Origin of the sequence: Burkholderia sp. KJ006 (assembly GCF_000262695.1) — a bacterium.
In the GTDB taxonomy this organism is placed as follows: domain Bacteria; phylum Pseudomonadota; class Gammaproteobacteria; order Burkholderiales; family Burkholderiaceae; genus Burkholderia; species Burkholderia vietnamiensis.
Genome location: NC_017920.1, coordinates 699,609 through 716,649, shown reverse-complemented (window position 1 = coordinate 716,649; position 17,041 = coordinate 699,609). Strand labels below are relative to the sequence as shown.

The following is a 17,041-nucleotide window of genomic DNA, read 5'->3' as shown; positions in this document are numbered from 1 at the left end:
CGCGAAACCCCGCGTTTTTGGGCGGTTTCGCACGCCAGAATTCAACTCTGTTCCCGAAATGCGTCCGGCCGATCCGTTTTCAAGACCCGCCAAGCGATGCGGATATTAAATTTTTTCAATCGCCGCCGGTAGCCGGATCGTGCGGGGTGCCGCGGCCGTCGCCGGACGCCGCGGCGATCTTCGCGCGCGCCGCCGCCACCGCCGCCTCGAACTGCGCGAGCCCATGCCAGCCGGTCGCGCGGCCGAGCCGCTTGCCGCCGTGGAAGAAGAACCACGTCGGCACGCCGTGCAGGCCGAAGCGGCGCCCCAGCTCATGATGTTCGTAGACGTTGCAATGGAACCACTTCAGGCCCAGCGCGCGGATCGCGTCGGGTTGCGCGAGCATCGCCTTCTTCGCGATCTCGCAGTTGAAGCAGTCGACGCCCCAGAAGAACACGACGGCCAGCGCGTCGCCGGCGCCGGCGAGTTCGGCATCGAACGTGTCGGCCGCCAGCGCCTGCATGTCGAACGCCTCGAACGCAGCCGGATCGACGCCGGCGGGAAGCATCGCGGCCGCCTTACTTCGGCTGCGCGACGGTGACGAGCGCCGGGCGCAGCACGCGGTCGGCGATCATGTAGCCTTTTTGCAGCACGGCCACGACGGTGTTCGGCTCCTGCTCGGCCGGGACCATCGAAATCGCCTGGTGCTGGTGCGGGTCGAACTTCTCGCCGACCGGGTTGATCGCGACGACGCGGCCCTTCTCGAGCGCGCTCGTCAACTGGCGCAGCGTCAGCTCGACGCCTTCGCGCACCTTCGCGATGTCGCCGGAGGTATCGACGGCAGCCGCCTCGAGGCTGTCGAGCACCGGCAGCAGGTGCTCGGCGAAGCTCTCGATCGCGAACTTGTGCGCCTTCGACACGTCGTCCTGCGCGCGGCGACGGACGTTTTCGGTCTCGGCCTTCGCCCGCAGGTAGCTCTCCTGCAGCTCGGCGACCTTGGCTTGAGCCTCCGCGAGCGCCGCGTCGGCGGCTTCGGCGGCGGGAGCGGCGCCTTGTGCCGCTTGCTTCGCGCTGCCGATGTCTTCGGCCGATTGGGTAGCCGGGTTCTCTTGCGTGTTTTCCATGTCGCTGAAAGTCGATTAGAGGTTGAAGCCAAACCGGCAACCGCCGGGCCGTATGCCCGCGGCGCCGCACATTGCTGCTGCAAATAAGGCCGGAAACTGCGATTTCAAGAGGGTTATCCGCGCCGATTCGTGAAGACCGCGAAACAACCGCGCGCGCGGCGCGCGATTGCACGCATTTGCCGCCAGATTGGACGAAACGACCGGTAACACCGCTTACCAGGCAAGTACTAGCTCGGCATCGGGGCCTGCACTACACTCCATTCAAGCGTCGGAAAGCGCGTTAACCCTAGCTTGCCGCCACCCGACATCCACCATGAGGCGAGTACCGTGAAACTGACCTTTGCGATATCGGTGGTCGCGCTGGTACTCATTGCCGGCACCACCACCATCTGCCTGTCCGGCGCCGTCACCGACCGCACCACCGAATACGGCAGCGCCCGCGCGACGTTCGACCAGATGTTCAGCGTTCACCCGAAAATCTGTCGATGATGCGACGGTCGCGCTTGGTCGGCCGGCCGTGCAGCTCGGCCGCCGGCTCCCGGTAGGTACGGCGCCGTTCGAGTTCGGCGAGCCGCGCGGTGCGGCCGGCCTCGGTTTCCGCGTAGAGCGTCTGCGCGACGCTCGCCGGCCCGCGCACGTCGCAGATGCCCAGCACGGCAATGTGCCAGACCACTCCGTCGATCGCAATCTCGACCTCGTCGCCGACGCGCACGTCCTTCGACGGCTTGACGGCCGCGCCGCCGATCTTCACGTGGCCCTTGTCGACCGCGTCCGATGCAAGCGAACGCGTCTTGAAGAACCGCGCCGCCCACAGCCACTTGTCGATGCGCAGTTTCGCGCCCGGTTCGGTCGAAATCCTGTAGTTCATCGCGTTCAACTCACCGTTTCGGGCTGCGCCGCCTTGGCCGGCCAGCCCTGCAGATTCTCGGCGACGATCTCGCCGAGCGCGCCGATCCACGCGGACGCCCCGTTCAGGCACGGTATCCGGTGGAACGCCTGGCCGCCGCCCGCGAGAAACTCGTCGCGCACTTCCATGCCGATTTCCTCGATCGTCTCCAGGCAATCGGCCGTGAAGCCCGGACAGAACACGTCGGCGCGCCGCACGCCGGCCTCGCCGAGCTCGCGCAGCGTCGGCGCCGTGTACGGCTGCAGCCACTCGGCCTTGCCGAAGCGCGACTGGAACGTCACGCGGCATTCGAGCGTGGACAGCCCGAGCGCGGCCATCAGCAGCGCACCCGTCTGCTGGCACTGGTCGTGATAGGGGTCGCCCAGGTCGAGCGTGCGCTTCGGCACGCCGTGGAAGCTCAGTACGAGCTTGTCGCCGGCCGCGAAGTCGGGCCGGCCGTGCTGCGCCCAGTAGTGACGCACCTGCTCGGCGAGCGCATGGATATAGGCCGGATGGTCGGCATAGTGCCGCACCGTGCGCACTTCCGGCTGGTTGCGCATCCGCGTGAGCGCGGCGAACGCGGCATCGAACGCGGTTGCGGTGGTGGACGCCGAGTATTGCGGATACATCGGCATCAACAGCACGCGTTCGACGCCCGCGCGTTTGAACTGCGCGAGCGCCTGCGCGATGTTCGGGCTGCCGTAGCGCATCGCGTAATCGACCTGCACCTGATAATCGTTCGCTGCGAGCAAATGCCGCACGCCTTCGGTCTGGCGTTCGGTGTACACCCGCAACGGCGAGCCTTCAGGCATCCAGACCGCCGCGTATTTCTTCGCCGACGCGCGGCCGCGCAACGGCAGGATCACCGTGCGCAGCAGCACCTGCCAGATGGCCTGCGGAATTTCGACGACGCGCGGATCGGACAGGAATTCGGCGAGATAGCGGCGCACCGCGCGCGGGGTCGGGGCGTCGGGCGTGCCGAGATTGATCAGCAGCACACCGATGCGATGGGCAGCCGCGACGCTCGAAGGCGGCTCAAGGTCAAAGCGCATGGGCAGGATCGTGCTCGCGGCACGCAGTCGAACGGCTCTCAATTATAGCGGCCCGCCTCGATCGGGGCGGCTGGCCGTTCGGCCGACTGGCGGCGCACACGGCGCCGCGGGACGATGACAGAACGATGACGGTGCGCAAGCGGCCGGCTTATTGCTGGCTCAGCGCGAGCGACAGCAGCCGCGCCGTGATGTCGACGATCGGGATCACGCGGTTGTACGCCATGCGGGTCGGGCCGATCACGCCGAGCGTGCCGACGATCTTGCCGTTCACCTCGTACGGCGCGGTGACGACGCTCATTTCCTCGATCGGCACGAGCGTCGATTCGCCGCCGATGAATATCTGCACGCCCTGGGCGTGGCTCGACACGTCGAGCAGTTGCAGGAGGCCCGTCTTTTGGTCGAACACGTCGAACAGCTTGCGCAGCCGCGCCATGTCGGACGACAGGTCAGCCACTTCGAGCAGGTTGCGCTCGCCGGAAATCAGCACGGTGTCCTCGGTGTCGGGCACCTCGGTGCTGGCCGTCACGGCCGCATGCATCAGCGTGGTCATGTCGCCGCGCAGCTGGTCGATCTCGTCGCGCAGGCGGCGGCGCACCTCGTCGAACGACAGGCCGGCGAAGTGCGCGTTGATGTAATTCGACGCCTCGGTCAGCTGCGACGGCGTGTAGTCGCGCGGCGTCGCGAGCATCCGGTTCTGCACGTCGCCTTCGGGCGTGACGATGATCAGCAGGATCCGCTTGTCCGACAGCCGCATGAATTCGATCTGCTTGAACACGTGGCTGCGCCGCGGCGTCAGCACGACGCCGGCGAACTGCGACAGGTTCGACAGCACGCTCGCCGCCGCCGCCACCACGCGCTGCTGCGGCTCGCCGGCCTGCAGCGTGTTCTGCACCTGCCGCGCGACGGCCTCGGCGTCGATCGGCGCCTCGACCGTCAACATCGTGTCGACGAACAGCCGGTAGCCGCGCGGCGTCGGGACGCGCCCGGCGGAGGTATGCGGGCTGGACACGAGGCCGAGTTCCTCCAGGTCGGACATCACGTTGCGGATCGTCGCCGGGCTCAGCTCGAGCCCGGAGTAACGGGACAACGTGCGCGAGCCGACCGGCTGACCGTCGGCGATATACCGTTCGATCAGGGTTTTGAGGAGGGTTCGTGCGCGAGGATCTAGCATGGTGGAAAATTTTAGCGCAACCGGGCGGGCGCGGCGAGTGGCCGCAGCGTTCATCGCGCCGGCCGGCCGATCCGGCCCCGTGCGCGCGCAGCCGGTTCTTTTCGTCAACGAGCTATGGTGTAATGCCGGCATGAAAACCGGTAATCAGTTCAATACTGTTGCGCTCGTCGGCCGGAGCAACACGCCCGGCATCGCCGAGCCGCTCGCCACGCTCGCTGGCTGCATCGCGAAACTCGGCTTCGACGTCGTGTTCGAGGCCGATACCGCGCGCGAGATCGGCATCTCGGGCTATCCGGCGCTCACGCCGGCGGAAATCGGCGCGCGCGCGGACGTCGCGGTGGTGCTCGGCGGCGACGGCACGATGCTCGGCATCGGCCGCCAGCTCGCGCCGTACAAGACGCCGTTGATCGGCATCAACCACGGGCGGCTCGGCTTCATCACCGATATCGCCGCAGCCGACATGCAGGCGCTCGTGCCGGTGATCCTGTCGGGCAAGTTCGAGCGCGAGGAGCGCTCGCTGCTCGAGGCGCGGATCGTGCGCAACGGCGAACCGATCTACCACGCGCTCGCCTTCAACGACGTCGTCGTGAACCGCAGCGGCTTTTCCGGGATGGTCGAGCTGCGCGCGTCGGTCGACGGCCGCTATATGTACAACCAGCGTTCGGACGGCCTGATCGTCGCGACGCCCACCGGCTCGACCGCGTACGCGCTGTCGTCGGCCGGCCCGATCCTGCATCCGCAACTGCAGGGCGTCGTGCTCGTGCCGATCGCGCCGCACGCGCTGTCGAACCGGCCGATCGTGCTGCCGGACGATTCGAAGATCGCCATCCAGATCGTCGCCGGTCGCGACGTCAACGTGAACTTCGACATGCAGTCCTTCACGGCGCTCGAGCTGAACGACACGATCGAAGTGCGCCGCTCGAAGCACACGGTGCCGTTCCTGCACCCGATCGGCTACAGCTATTACGCGACGCTGCGCAAGAAGCTGCACTGGAACGAACACGCATCGAACGAAGACGACAAGGCGTCCTGACGCAAGCGAGCCCGACACCATGCTGCGCCACCTCTCGATACGCGACTTCGTCATCGTCGCCGCGCTCGACCTCGAATTCGACGGCGGCTTCACCGTCTTTTCCGGCGAAACCGGCGCCGGCAAGTCGATCCTGATCGACGCGCTGGCGCTCGCCCTCGGCGAGCGCGCCGATGCGAGCGTCGTGCGCGCCGGCTGCGGCCGCGCCGACATCACCGCCGAGTTCACGCCGCACGACCGCGTCGCGCGCTGGCTCGACGAGCACGCGTTCGATGCCGAGGACACCGTGATGCTGCGTCGCGTGATCGACGCGAACGGCCGCTCGCGCGCGTTCATCAACGGCACCAGCGCCACGCTCGCCCAACTGCGCGAGCTCGGCGAGATGCTGGTCGACATCCACGGCCAGCATGCGCACCAGTTGCTGATGCGGCCCGACGCGCAACGCGAGCTGTTCGACACGCACGCGGGCTTGGCCGCCGATGCCGCCAACGTCGCGCGCGCATGGCGCGTGTGGCGCGACGCGACACAGGCGATCGACGCGGCAAAGGCGCACGAGCGCGAGCTTCAGCTCGAACGCGAAAAGCTCGCATGGCAGCTCGCCGAGCTCGACAAGCTCGCGCCGCAACCGGGCGAATGGGATGAAGTGGGCCACGAGCACAAGCGCCTGTCGCATTCGGCGAACCTGATCGCCGGCGTGCAGGGCGCGCTCAACGCGCTGTCGGAGGCCGACGGCGCGATGCTGCCCCAACTCGGCGCGATCGTGTCGAAGCTGCGCGGCCTGGCCGACTACGACAGCGGGCTCGCCGACGCGCTCGCGTCACTCGAACCGGCCGAGATCCAGCTGCAGGAAGCCGTCTATTCGCTGTCGCACTACGCGCAGCGCCTCGATCTCGATCCGGCCCGGCTCGCGCAGGTCGAAGCGCGCCTCGACGCGCTGCACTCGACCGCCCGGAAGTTCCGGCTGCCGCCCGACACGCTGCACGAGGAGCATGCGGCGCGCCGCGCGCAGCTCGCGGCGCTCGATGCGGCCGCCGACCTCGGCGCGCTCGAAGCCGCGCAGTCAAAGGCGTGGGATGCCTATCTCGCCGACGCGAAACGGCTGTCGAAGGCGCGCGCGCAGGCGGCGAAGGCGCTCGGCGCCGCGGTCACGGCCGGCATGCAGGAATTGTCGATGGCGGGCGGCAGCTTCGAAGTCGCGCTCGTGCCGCTGGCCGACGGCGGCCCGCACGGGCTCGAACAGGTCGAATTCCGCGTCGCCGGCCATCCCGGCGTGCCGCTGCGGCCGCTCGCGAAAGTCGCGTCGGGCGGCGAACTCGCGCGGATCAGTCTCGCGCTCGCGGTGATCGCCAGCGCGGCCAGCCCCACGCCCACGCTGATCTTCGACGAGGTCGACACCGGGATCGGCGGCGGCGTCGCCGAAGTGGTCGGGCGCCTGCTGCACCAGCTGGGGCGCAACCGCCAGGTGCTGTGCGTGACGCACCTGCCGCAGGTCGCGGCGCGCGGCGACCATCACTTCCAGGTCGCGAAGGGCGCGGACGAGCGCGGCGGCACCGTATCGTCGGTCATCGCGCTCGACAAGGCGAGCCGTGTGGAGGAAGTCGCGCGGATGCTCGGCGGGCTGGAGATCACCGCGACCACGCGCAAGCACGCGAAGGAAATGCTCGCGGCCTGAGCGGCCCGGCCGACGGCCGGGTCGGATGGAGGCGGACCACCCCGGGCCGGATCGGGGCATGCCGGGCTATATCGGCCCGCGCCGGATCACACGGAGCCGTGCTGGGCCACTGCGAGCCGTGCTGGGCCGCACCGAGTCGTGCCGTGCCGTGCCGAAGCCGTGCCGAGCCGCGCCGTGCCGAGCCACACCGAGTCGCGCCGGCCTACACCACACCGAGCCGCGCCGGTCCACACCACGAAGCACCGGACTACACCGGGCCGCACTCCGACCTCACCCGCCCGAATCCCCGCAAGCAACCGCGGAACGGACGCGCCGGCCATCACCGGCGGCCCGACTGCGCGATACGACGCGCCCGCCCCACCTCATCATCGCCTCAAACACCCACCCCACCCGCCGCTCTCAAACACCCGTTCGAACCGCCCCGAACACCCGCGCCCACAGCGCCGTAACAGCCGCCCGCTCCTCGGCCACGACCGCCGGGTCGACGCGCGCCTTCTCCATCCCGTCGAGCCGCAGCTTGTGCTGCAGCTTCCGGTACTTGCGGTACGCGGCGCCGACGCACTCCGCCTCGTCCGCCTCCATCAGCCCGAAGCGCGCGACTTCGCGCAGCAGCGCGATGTTGCCGGTGTTGCGGATCAGCTCGGCATCGCTCGACGCATGCAGCAGCACCCAGTACTGGACGATGAACTCGATGTCGACCATCCCGCCCCGATCGTGCTTCAGGTCGAACAGCTCGCTGTGGTTCGGGTGACCGGCGAACACCTTGTCGCGCATGTCGACGATTTCCCGCGCGAGCACGGCCGCATCGCGCGGCGTCGTCAGCACCTGTCGGCGGATCGCCTCGAAGGCCGCGCCGATCTGCGCGTCGCCGGCGCTGTACCGCGCGCGCGTCAGCGCCTGGTGCTCCCAGACCCACGCGGTATTCGCCGCATCACCTTCGCGCAGCTGGTAACGGCGGAACGCATCGAGATCGGTGACGAGCAGCCCGGCCTCGCCGTTCGGCCGCAGCCGCAGGTCGATGTCGAACAGCGCGCCCGCGCCGGTCGCGGTGGTGAGCCACGTGATGAGCCGCCGCGTAAACGTCGTATAGACGTCCGCCGAGCGCTCGTCCGGGTCGTCGTACAGGAAGATCAGATCGAGATCCGACGCATAGCCGAGCTCCTTGCCGCCGAGCTTGCCGTATGCGATCACCGCGAACTTCGGCACGTCGCGATGGCGTTTCGCGAGCTGCGACCAGACGACCTCGATCGTCACGTCGAGCACTGCATCGGCGAGCTCGGACAGCCGGTCGCTCACGTGCTCGACCGACAGCTGGCCGGCCAGGTCGATCAGCAGGATGCGGAACACCTCCGCATGCTGTGCGTGCCGCAGCAGGTCCATCTGCTGCTCGGGGCCGTCGGCGGCGGCGAGCCGCGCGCGCAGCGCGTCCTTGAACGCGGGCCAGTCGAACGGGCTCGCGATCGCCTCGTCGTCGAGCAGCTCGTCGAGCAATTGCGGATGCCGAATCAGATAGCCGCCGCCCCAGCGCGTCGTGCCGAGCACCGACAGCACGCGATCGAGCGCGGCCGGGTACTCGGTGAGCAGCGCGAGATAAACGCCGCGCCGGCTGACCGTCTCCAGCAGATCGAACAATCGCACGACCGTCTCGTCGCGGCGCGCGGCGTCGATCCGCGGCGCGGCCTCGAGCGCGCGCTGCGCGACGCTGTCGAAGCGCTGCCGGCTCTTTTCCGGCAGACCGGCATAGCGCGACGACTGCCAGATCGCGCGCAGCCGGGCGAGCACCGCGGCCGGATCGGCGAAGCCGAGGCCGTCGAGGCGCGCGAGCAGCGTCTCGTCGTCGCCGTCGTCCGCGAGCGCGCCGCTCCATATCCAGGCGGCGGCAGCGTCTTCGCCCGACGCGCACGCGCCGCCATTGCCCTTGTCGGCGAAGATCTGGTCGAACTGCGCCTCGACGAAGGTCCGGTGCGCATCGAGCGCGGCGGTGAGCGCCGCGTAGTCGGCAAAACCGAGCGACGCGGCGAGCACCGCCCGCTCGCCCGGATCGACCGGCATCGCGTGGGTCTGCGCGTCGTCGCGATACTGCAGCCGATGCTCGAGCGTGCGCAGGAAGTTGTACGCGTCGGTCAGCCGCTCGCGCACGTCCTCGCCGATCAGCCCGCGCGCCTGCGCATGGCGCAGCACCGCGAGCGTCGGCCGCACGCGGAACTCCGCGTCCTGGCCGCCGCGGATCAGCTGGAACACCTGCGCGCTGAATTCGATCTCGCGGATGCCGCCGCGCCCGAGCTTGATGTCGTCGGCCTTGTCGGGCCGCATCGACGCGCGGCGCGCGGCCTCGTGCCGGATCTGCTGATGCAGCGAACGGATCGCGCCGATCACGCCGAAATCGAGATAGCGGCGGTAGACGAACGGCTTGACGATTGCTTCGAGCTGCGATGCGAGCCGCCGCGCCGCGTCGCTGTCGCCTTCCGACACGAGCCGCCCCTTGATCCATGCATAGCGCTCCCATTCGCGCCCCTGCACGTAGAAGTATTCCTCGAGCATCCCGAGGCTGCATACGAGCGGCCCGGAATCGCCGTTGGGACGCAGCCGCATGTCGACGCGAAACACGTAGCCGTCGGCGGTGACCTCGGACAGCACGCCGATCAGGCGCCGGCCGAGCCGCGTGAAGTACTCCTGCGTGGACAGCGGCGCGCGCGTGCCGCCGGCCGTCTCGCCGTCGTCCTCGTAGACGAAGATCAGGTCGATGTCCGACGACACGTTCAGCTCGCGGCCGCCGAGCTTGCCCATCCCGACCACGCCGAGCACGACGCGCTGGCCGTCGGCGCCGCGCGGCTCGCCGTAGGTGGCCTCGAGCTCCGCGGACAGCAGCGCGAGCGAGCGCTGCACGGCCACTTCGGCGAGGTCGGTCATCGCGGACGTGACCTCGGCGACGTCCGCGACGCCGCGCAGGTCGCGCTCCGCCACCGCGCCGAACACCTCGACGCGCAACTGCCGCAGCGCGCGCTTCAATTCGTCGTCGCCCGGCGCGGCCGCGCCGGAACTCGCCGCGAGCAACTCGGTGAGGCGCGCGTCGAGCCGCGCGCGCGTGAGCGGCGCGTCGGCCCACGCGGCGATCAGCTCGGCCAGCGCGGGGCGCGCGGCGACCGCGCGGGCGAGATAGCGGGAATAGGACGTGCTGATCAGGGCGGAAGCGTCGGTCATCGTCATCGAAAAGCGGGCGTGGCGGTAAGGCCCGTTGCCGCGGGTCGCGCGTGCGCGCGCCGCTGCCGACAGACCGTTGGACTCGGCGCGGTGTGAGCGGCCGCGCGTGCGCCGCCGCCCACACCGCGCGCCGGAAAGCCCGTGCCGCATGCGCGCAACGGCCGCCGGCACGAACCCCTGTGATACATTTCAACGTCAATCTGCAAAACTACCATATCGCCGCCCCTCCGCCGCATGTCCGACCGTCAGGAATCCGCCGTAGCTGCGCCCGAAGCGGGACCTCCGAAGCACGATCATCCGGTCCTGCGCCGCGTGTTCAGGGTGACGCTGGCAGTCGGCATCGGCGTGTACTTCGTCGCGTCCGGCGCATTCCTCGGGCTGCGCTACGTGGTGCTGCCGCGCATCGACGAATTCCGGCCGCGCATCGAGCGCGCCGTGTCCGACAAGCTCCACGCGCAGCTTTCGATCGGCAGGCTGTCCCCGCACTGGTCGGGCATGCAGCCGGGCGTCGAAGTGACGAACCTCACCATTCGCGGCCGTGACGGCCGCATCGCGCTGTCGGTGCCGCATGCGACGGCCGCGCTGTCGTGGATCTCGCTGCTGCGGCTGTCGCCTGCGCTGTCCAGCCTGATCGTCGACCATCCGGATCTCGTCGTCGCGCGCGCGGCCGACGGTTCGCTGAGCGTCGCGGGCATCGGCGTCGCGACCACCCACGGCGGCAACGACACGTTCGGCACCTGGCTGCTGAAGCAGGAAGCGATCGTGCTGCGCAACGGCACGCTGCGCTGGCGCGACGCCCAGCACGACGCACCGGAGCTCGCGCTGTCGGGCATCCGCCTCGCCGTGCTGAACCACGGCCGCGAGCACAAGGTCGCGCTGCAGGCGCCGGCCAACGGCACGCTGCTGCTCGGCCCGCTCGACTTCCACGCGCGCTTCACGCACAAGCCGCTCGCGCCGATCGGCAAGCCGACCAACTGGACCGGCAACGCTTACTTGTCCACCGGCCCGGTCGACCTGCAGACGCTCGGCCGCTACCTCGACCTGCCGTTCACGGCCCACGCGGGCCGGATCGACAACGCGATCTGGGCGACCTTTCAGGACGGCCACCTGCGCTCCGCGGGCGGCGACCTGCAGGGCGCCGACGTCGTGCTGCGCGTGCGGCCGACCCAGCCGCGCCTGGAAGTGCCGACGGTCGGATTCGGCTGGGACATCGCGCTCGACGCCGGCCGCGACTACACGCTGCACCTGACGCGCTTCAACGCCGAGCTCGGCCAGCCGCCGCTGCCCGACGGCACGCCGCTCGCGCGCTCGCTCGCGCTGTCGACGCTGACCGCCCGCTACCGCGTGCCGACCGCCGATCAGGGGCAGTTGCTGAGCGTCGCCGGCGACCGCGTCGATCTGGGCATCCTCAGCGAATTCATCCGCGGACTCCCGCTGCCGGCGCGGCTGCGCAACGAGCTGATCAAGCTCGACCCGCACGGCATGGTGTCGAACTATCACATCGAGGTCGAACGCGCGAAGCCCGCGCGGGCCGAGCTCGCCGACGAGGAACGCCGCACCGGCGCCGCGCCGATCGTCCGCTACCGCTTCCTCGGCGATCTGCAAGGCATCAGCTTCGCCGCGCAGGAGCCGCCGCCCGGGCTGTCGCCGCGCGGCCATCCGCGCGCCGGCTGGCCGGGCGTCGAGAACCTGTGGGGCAGCGTCGACGCGACCGAGACGGGCGGCGCCGCGCACTTCGACACGGTGAACGCGGCGGTCACGGTGCCCGGCGAGTTCGACGAACCGCGCCTGACCTTCGACCGGCTGCGCGGCAACGCCAAATGGGTGATCACGCCGGCGCCGGGCGAGAAACACGCGCGCGTCGACGTGACGTTGCCCGACCTGTACGTCGCGAATCCCGATGCCGAGATCGACGTATCGGGCACGTACACGAACCCCGGCCACGGCCGCGGCTCGCTCGACCTGCGCGCCGAGTTCGCCCGCGCAGCGGTGGCGCGCATCCCGCGCTACCTGCCGACCGGCATGTCGGAGCGGCTGCGCGCATATCTCGGGCATGCGCTGCAGGACGGCCGCGTGACCAAGGGCGCGTCGATCGTCGCGCGCGGCCCGCTCGAAAAATTCCCGTTCGAACACGAGCCGGATGCCGGCGTGTTCCACATCGTCGCGCCGTTCACCGGCGGGCGCTTCGAGCCGACGCCCTACCCGCCGCGCAAGCTCGCGAACGGCACGCCGAGCGTGTGGCCGGCGCTCGACGGGATCGACGGCGTGTTCGAGCTCGCGCAGAACAAGCTGCGCTTCGACATCGCACGCGCGCGCTACAAGCGCGTCGCGCTGACGAACGTCAACGGCCGGATCGACGACCTCGGCAATCCTTCGAAGTCGCCGCTCGTGATCGACGGCCACGCGCATGGGCCGCTCGCCGACCTGATCGACTACGCGGACAACAGCTCGCTCGGCACGATGAGCGGCCACATCGGCCAGCGCATCGACGCGCAGGGCCCGGCGTCGCTCGCGCTGAAGATCACGATTCCGCAGCACGTGCCGCATCCGCACACGCACGTCGAAGGCGCGCTCGCGTTCGGCGGCAACACGCTGTCGACCGACGGCGTGCCGCCGCTGTCCGCGCTGCGCGGCAGCGTGCGCTTCACGGAGGCCGGCGCGTCGCTGCACGACCTGGCCGGGCGCTTCCTCGGCGGGCCGGTGCACGCGAACGGCAGCTTCCAGTCGCACGGCCCGTACACGGTCGACGTCGACGGCAAGCTCGCGCTCGACGCCGCCCGCGGACTGAACCTGCGCGGCACGGCCGCGGCGCTGCTCGAACACGTGGTCGGCGACGCGCCGTACCAGGTCGCCGTGCGCGGCGCGCCGGGCAGCCTGCCGCAGATCACCGCGCGCTCCGACCTGACGGGCGTCGCGCTGAACTTCCCGGCGCCGTTCGCGAAACCGGCCGGCGAGCCGATGCCGTTTCGCTTCACGCTGCAGCCGGCCGCGCCGGCCGGCGGCAAGCGCATCGAGCACGCGGACCTGACGCTCGGCCCGGTGTCGGCCACCTATCTGCTCGACGCGACGCGCGGCCAGCCGCTGCGCGCATTGCGCGGCGCGATGGGCATCCACCGGATGCCCGACCTGCCGCAGGACGGCGTGAGCGCAGCGGTCGACGTCGACGAGTTGGATGCCGACGCGTGGCTCGCGCTCGCGCACACGCTGAAGCCCGACACGCCGCGCACGCCGGAGCCGCCGCCGGAGGCGCCGGCGCGGTCGCGCATCGACGTCGCCAGCTTCACGCCGAAACGTTTCGCGCTCCACTTCGGCACGCTGAAGCTGCTCAAGCGCAACTGGGAAAACGTGATCGTCGGCGCGTCGCACGTCGACGAGCTGTGGCAGGCGAACATCGCGTCGAACCAGGTCTCGGGCTACCTGTCGTGGGCGCCGGGCGGCGGGCACAACGGCGCGGGCGTGCTCAATGCACGGCTCGCGAAGCTGGTGATTCCCGACAGCGCCGAGCACGACCTCGTCGGCCGCGCGATGAACCTGCCGACGCCGACCGACCGGCCGATACCGTCGGTGGACCTGATCGTCGACCAGGTCGTCGCGCGCAATCACGACATCGGCCGGCTGGTCGTCAACGCGCGCAACATCGACGAGGACGGCGTACCGGTGTGGCAGCTCGATCGGCTCGAGCTCGCCAATCCGGCCGCGAAGCTGACGGCGACCGGCAACTGGCGCACGTCGCGCCGCGCGCTGGCCCGCGGCGTGGACGACAACGACGCGCCGCGGCGCAGCGTGTTCGACTTCAAGCTCGACGTCGGCAACGCGGGCGCGCTGCTCGACCTCGTCGGCCTGCCGCGCACGCTCGAGAACGGCCACGGCACGGTGACCGGCAAGGTGGGCTGGCGCGGCGGCCCGACGGCCGTCGAGGTGCCGTCGCTCGGCGGCCAGGTCGCGCTCGACTTCGAGCACGGCCAGATCCTGAAGGTCGATCCGGGCGCCGCGAAACTGCTCGGCGTGCTGAGCCTGCAGAGCCTCGCGCGGTTCCTGACGCTGAACTTCCGCGACGTGATCGGCAAGGGGCTGCCGTTCGACAAGATCACCGGCACCAGCCGGATCTCGAACGGGATCGCCCGCACCGACGACTTCTCGATGACGACGGCGCCCGCGAACGTGACCGTGCGCGGCGCGGTCGATCTGGCCACCGAGACGCAGGACCTGCACGCGCACGTCGCGCCGAAGATCGGCGCCGGCACCGCGGCGATCGCGGCCGCGATCGTCAATCCGCTGCTCGGCGTCGGCGTGCTGGCGGCGAACTACGCGCTGTCGCAGACGCTGTCGCACGCGTTCGCGCTCGACTACGCGATCACCGGCTCGTGGGCGCATCCGCACATCGAGCGGGTGCGGGGCGATCAGGGTAAGATGGATCACGGTCCGGCCGATGCGGCAAGCCACTGACGCGTGCAGGCCGCCGGACCGCACCCCTTTTACGAAGCCAGCGATCCTGCGATGACCGATTCGACCCGTTCCGCCACGCCCTTCCGGGTTGCCGCGCTGCAGATGGTGAGCACGCCGGACGTCGCGCGCAATCTCGCCGACGCCGGCCATCTGATCGAGCAGGCGGCGGCAGACGGCGCGCAACTGGTGCTGCTGCCGGAGTATTTCTGCTTCATGGGCCACCGCGACACCGACAAGCTCGCGCTCGCCGAACCCTATCGCGACGGGCCGATCCAGCAGTTCCTCGCGCAGGCCGCGCAGCGGCACCGCGTCTGGGTGATCGGCGGCACGCTGCCGCTGCACGCGCCGGAGCCCGACCGCGTGCTGAACACGACGCTCGTGTTCGACCCGAGCGGCCGCGAGGCCGCCCGCTACGACAAGATCCACCTGTTCAACTTCGAGAAAGGCGACGAATCGTTCGACGAGGCGCGCACGATCCGCGCGGGCGACACGGTCGTCGCGTTCGACGCGCCGTTCGGGCGGATCGGCCTGTCGGTCTGCTACGATCTGCGCTTTCCCGAGCTGTACCGCCGGATGGGCGATTGCGCACTGCTCGTCGTGCCGTCGGCATTTACGTATACGACGGGCCGCGCGCACTGGGAAACGCTGCTGCGCGCGCGGGCCGTCGAGAACCAGTGCTACGTGCTGGCCGCCGCGCAGGGCGGCAAGCACGAGAACGGCCGGCGCACGTGGGGCCACAGCATGCTGATCGATCCGTGGGGCGAAATCGTCGCGGTCCGCGACGAAGGCGCAGGCGTCGTGGCCGGCGCGCTCGACTCTCAGCGCATCGCCGACGTGCGCCAGAGCCTGCCCGCGTGGCGGCATCGCGTGCTGGCCTGAAGCGCCGCCGCCGCTTGAAACGCCGCCCGGCCAACCCATCTGTCCAGAACGCACCCGACAACTTTTTGAGAAACCTCGATACCCGCATGAACATCATCGAACCCGGCATCCGCAATCTTGCGCTGGCGAAGGACATCCTCCTCACGCCGTACGGCCTCGACGAGAGCCTGCTCACGCGCACGATCGCCGACATCTTCACGCATCGCGTCGACTACGCGGACCTGTACTTCCAGGCCACCCGCAGCGAAGCGTGGAGCCTCGAGGAAGGCATCGTGAAGTCGGGCAGCTTCAGCATCGACCAGGGCGTCGGCGTGCGCGCGGTGGCGGGCGACCGCACCGCGTTCGCCTATTCGGACGACCTGTCGCCGGAAGCCATCGCCCAGGCGGCCGCGGCCACCAAGGCGATCGCGGCGGCGGGCGGCGGCCGCCAGAAGATCAAGGCGGCGACGTCGCTGAAAGGCATCACCGGCCGCGACCTGTACCTGCCGTCCGACCCGCTCGCGTCGCTCGACGCGACCGCCAAGGTCAAGCTGCTCGAGCGCATCGAGCAGATGGCGCGCGGGCGCGACCCGCGCGTCACGCAGGTGATGGCGGGCCTCGCCGGCGAATACGACGTCGTGCTGGTCGCGCGCAGCGACGGCGCGCTCGCGGCCGACATCCGGCCGCTCGTGCGCGTGTCCGTCACGGTGATCGCCGAGCAGAACGGCCGCCGCGAGATCGGCTCGGGCGGCGGCGGCGGGCGCTTCGACTACGCCTATTTCACCGACGACGTGCTGTCGCGCTACGTCGACGACGCGGTGCACGCCGCGCTGGTGAACCTCGACGCGCGCCCGGCGCCGGCCGGCGCGATGACCGTCGTGCTCGGGCCGGGCTGGCCGGGCGTGCTGCTGCACGAGGCGATCGGCCACGGCCTCGAGGGCGACTTCAACCGCAAGGGCTCGTCGGCATTCGCGGGCCGGATCGGCGAGCAGGTTGCCGCGAAGGGCGTGACGGTGGTCGACGACGGCACGCTGCCGAACCGCCGCGGCTCGCTGAACATCGACGACGAAGGCAACCCGACGCAGTGCACGACGCTGATCGAGGACGGCATCCTCAAGGGTTACATCCAGGACACGCTGAACGCGCGCCTGATGAAGATGCCCGTGACCGGCAACGCGCGCCGCGAGTCGTACGCCGCGCTGCCGATGCCGCGCATGACCAACACGTACATGCTCAACGGCGACAAGGATCCGCAGGAAATCATCGCGTCGGTGAAGAACGGCCTGTACGCGGTGAACTTCGGCGGCGGCCAGGTCGACATCACGAACGGCAAGTTCGTGTTCTCGGCGTCCGAGGCGTACATGATCGAGAACGGCAAGGTCACCTACCCGGTGAAGGGCGCGACGCTGATCGGCAGCGGCCCGGAATCGCTGAAGTACGTGAGCATGATCGGCAACGACATGTCGCTCGATTCGGGCGTCGGCGTCTGCGGCAAGGAAGGCCAGAGCGTGCCGGTCGGCGTCGGCCAGCCGACGCTGCGGATCGACAAGATGACCGTCGGCGGTACGGCATAACCGCATCGCCGCGCAGACAATCCGCGCATTTTGACGAAACCACGCGGA

General features: G+C 69.9%; 12 protein-coding genes. 6 read left to right on the top strand and 6 right to left on the bottom strand.

The features are described 5' to 3' along the window. Window positions 1-115 precede the first annotated feature (115 nt). Window positions 116-547: a thioredoxin family protein gene (locus MYA_RS03220; RefSeq protein WP_014722486.1), complete on the bottom strand. Its 432-nt coding sequence runs from the start codon at window positions 545-547 to the stop codon at window positions 116-118. Window positions 548-557: 10 nt separating this feature from the next. Then, entirely contained in the window at window positions 558-1,103 is a 546-nt protein-coding gene (gene grpE, locus MYA_RS03215; RefSeq protein WP_011883354.1) for a nucleotide exchange factor GrpE, read from the bottom strand. 327 nt (window positions 1,104-1,430) lie between these two features. On the opposite strand from grpE, the gene MYA_RS31885 reads away from it, so the two are divergent. Then, window positions 1,431-1,592 carry a hypothetical protein gene (locus MYA_RS31885; protein ID WP_011883353.1) on the top strand — a complete coding sequence of 54 codons (162 nt, stop codon included), beginning with the start codon at window positions 1,431-1,433 and terminating at the stop codon, window positions 1,590-1,592. Here MYA_RS31885 and MYA_RS03210 read toward each other — a convergent pair. The 3 genes from MYA_RS03210 to hrcA form a co-directional block, all read right to left on the bottom strand. After that, window positions 1,564-1,971 (bottom strand): RNA-binding S4 domain-containing protein, encoded by a 408-nt coding sequence (locus MYA_RS03210; protein WP_034194465.1) that lies wholly within the window; start codon window positions 1,969-1,971, stop codon window positions 1,564-1,566. The genes MYA_RS31885 and MYA_RS03210 overlap by 29 nt on opposite strands. Before the next feature lie 5 nt (window positions 1,972-1,976). Further along, window positions 1,977-3,041 carry a ferrochelatase gene (hemH, locus tag MYA_RS03205; protein WP_011883349.1) on the bottom strand — a complete coding sequence of 355 codons (1,065 nt, stop codon included), beginning with the start codon at window positions 3,039-3,041 and terminating at the stop codon, window positions 1,977-1,979. A 148-nt stretch (window positions 3,042-3,189) separates the two neighbouring features. Next, complete coding sequence (gene hrcA / locus MYA_RS03200; RefSeq protein WP_011883347.1) at window positions 3,190-4,212, bottom strand: heat-inducible transcriptional repressor HrcA; 1,023 nt, start codon at window positions 4,210-4,212, stop codon at window positions 3,190-3,192. A 130-nt stretch (window positions 4,213-4,342) separates the two neighbouring features. Between hrcA and MYA_RS03195 the strand changes: the two genes are divergently transcribed. Both MYA_RS03195 and recN read left to right on the top strand, forming a co-directional pair. After that, on the top strand, window positions 4,343-5,245 hold the full coding sequence (locus tag MYA_RS03195; RefSeq protein WP_011883345.1) for an NAD kinase: 903 nt from the start codon (window positions 4,343-4,345) through the stop codon (window positions 5,243-5,245). Between the two features lie 19 nt (window positions 5,246-5,264). Continuing rightward, complete coding sequence (gene recN, locus MYA_RS03190; protein WP_014722483.1) at window positions 5,265-6,914, top strand: DNA repair protein RecN; 1,650 nt, start codon at window positions 5,265-5,267, stop codon at window positions 6,912-6,914. 399 nt (window positions 6,915-7,313) lie between these two features. Here the strand turns inward: recN and glnE are convergent, their stop codons facing one another. Further along, entirely contained in the window at window positions 7,314-10,115 is a 2,802-nt protein-coding gene (glnE, locus tag MYA_RS03185) for a bifunctional [glutamate--ammonia ligase]-adenylyl-L-tyrosine phosphorylase/[glutamate--ammonia-ligase] adenylyltransferase (protein ID WP_041493757.1), read from the bottom strand. Window positions 10,116-10,349: 234 nt separating this feature from the next. Between glnE and MYA_RS03180 the strand changes: the two genes are divergently transcribed. The 3 genes from MYA_RS03180 (at window position 10,350) to tldD (ending at window position 16,993) form a co-directional block, all read left to right on the top strand. Further along, window positions 10,350-14,561 (top strand): YhdP family phospholipid transporter, encoded by a 4,212-nt coding sequence (locus MYA_RS03180; RefSeq protein WP_041493756.1) that lies wholly within the window; start codon window positions 10,350-10,352, stop codon window positions 14,559-14,561. 51 nt (window positions 14,562-14,612) lie between these two features. Further along, window positions 14,613-15,440, top strand: a complete 828-nt coding sequence (locus MYA_RS03175) for a carbon-nitrogen hydrolase family protein (protein WP_014722478.1) — start codon at window positions 14,613-14,615, stop codon at window positions 15,438-15,440. 86 nt (window positions 15,441-15,526) lie between these two features. After that, the gene (tldD, locus tag MYA_RS03170) at window positions 15,527-16,993 is read left to right on the top strand and encodes a metalloprotease TldD (RefSeq protein ID WP_011883338.1); all 1,467 of its coding nucleotides are present in this window, start codon (window positions 15,527-15,529) and stop codon (window positions 16,991-16,993) included. Window positions 16,994-17,041: the final 48 nt, after the last annotated feature.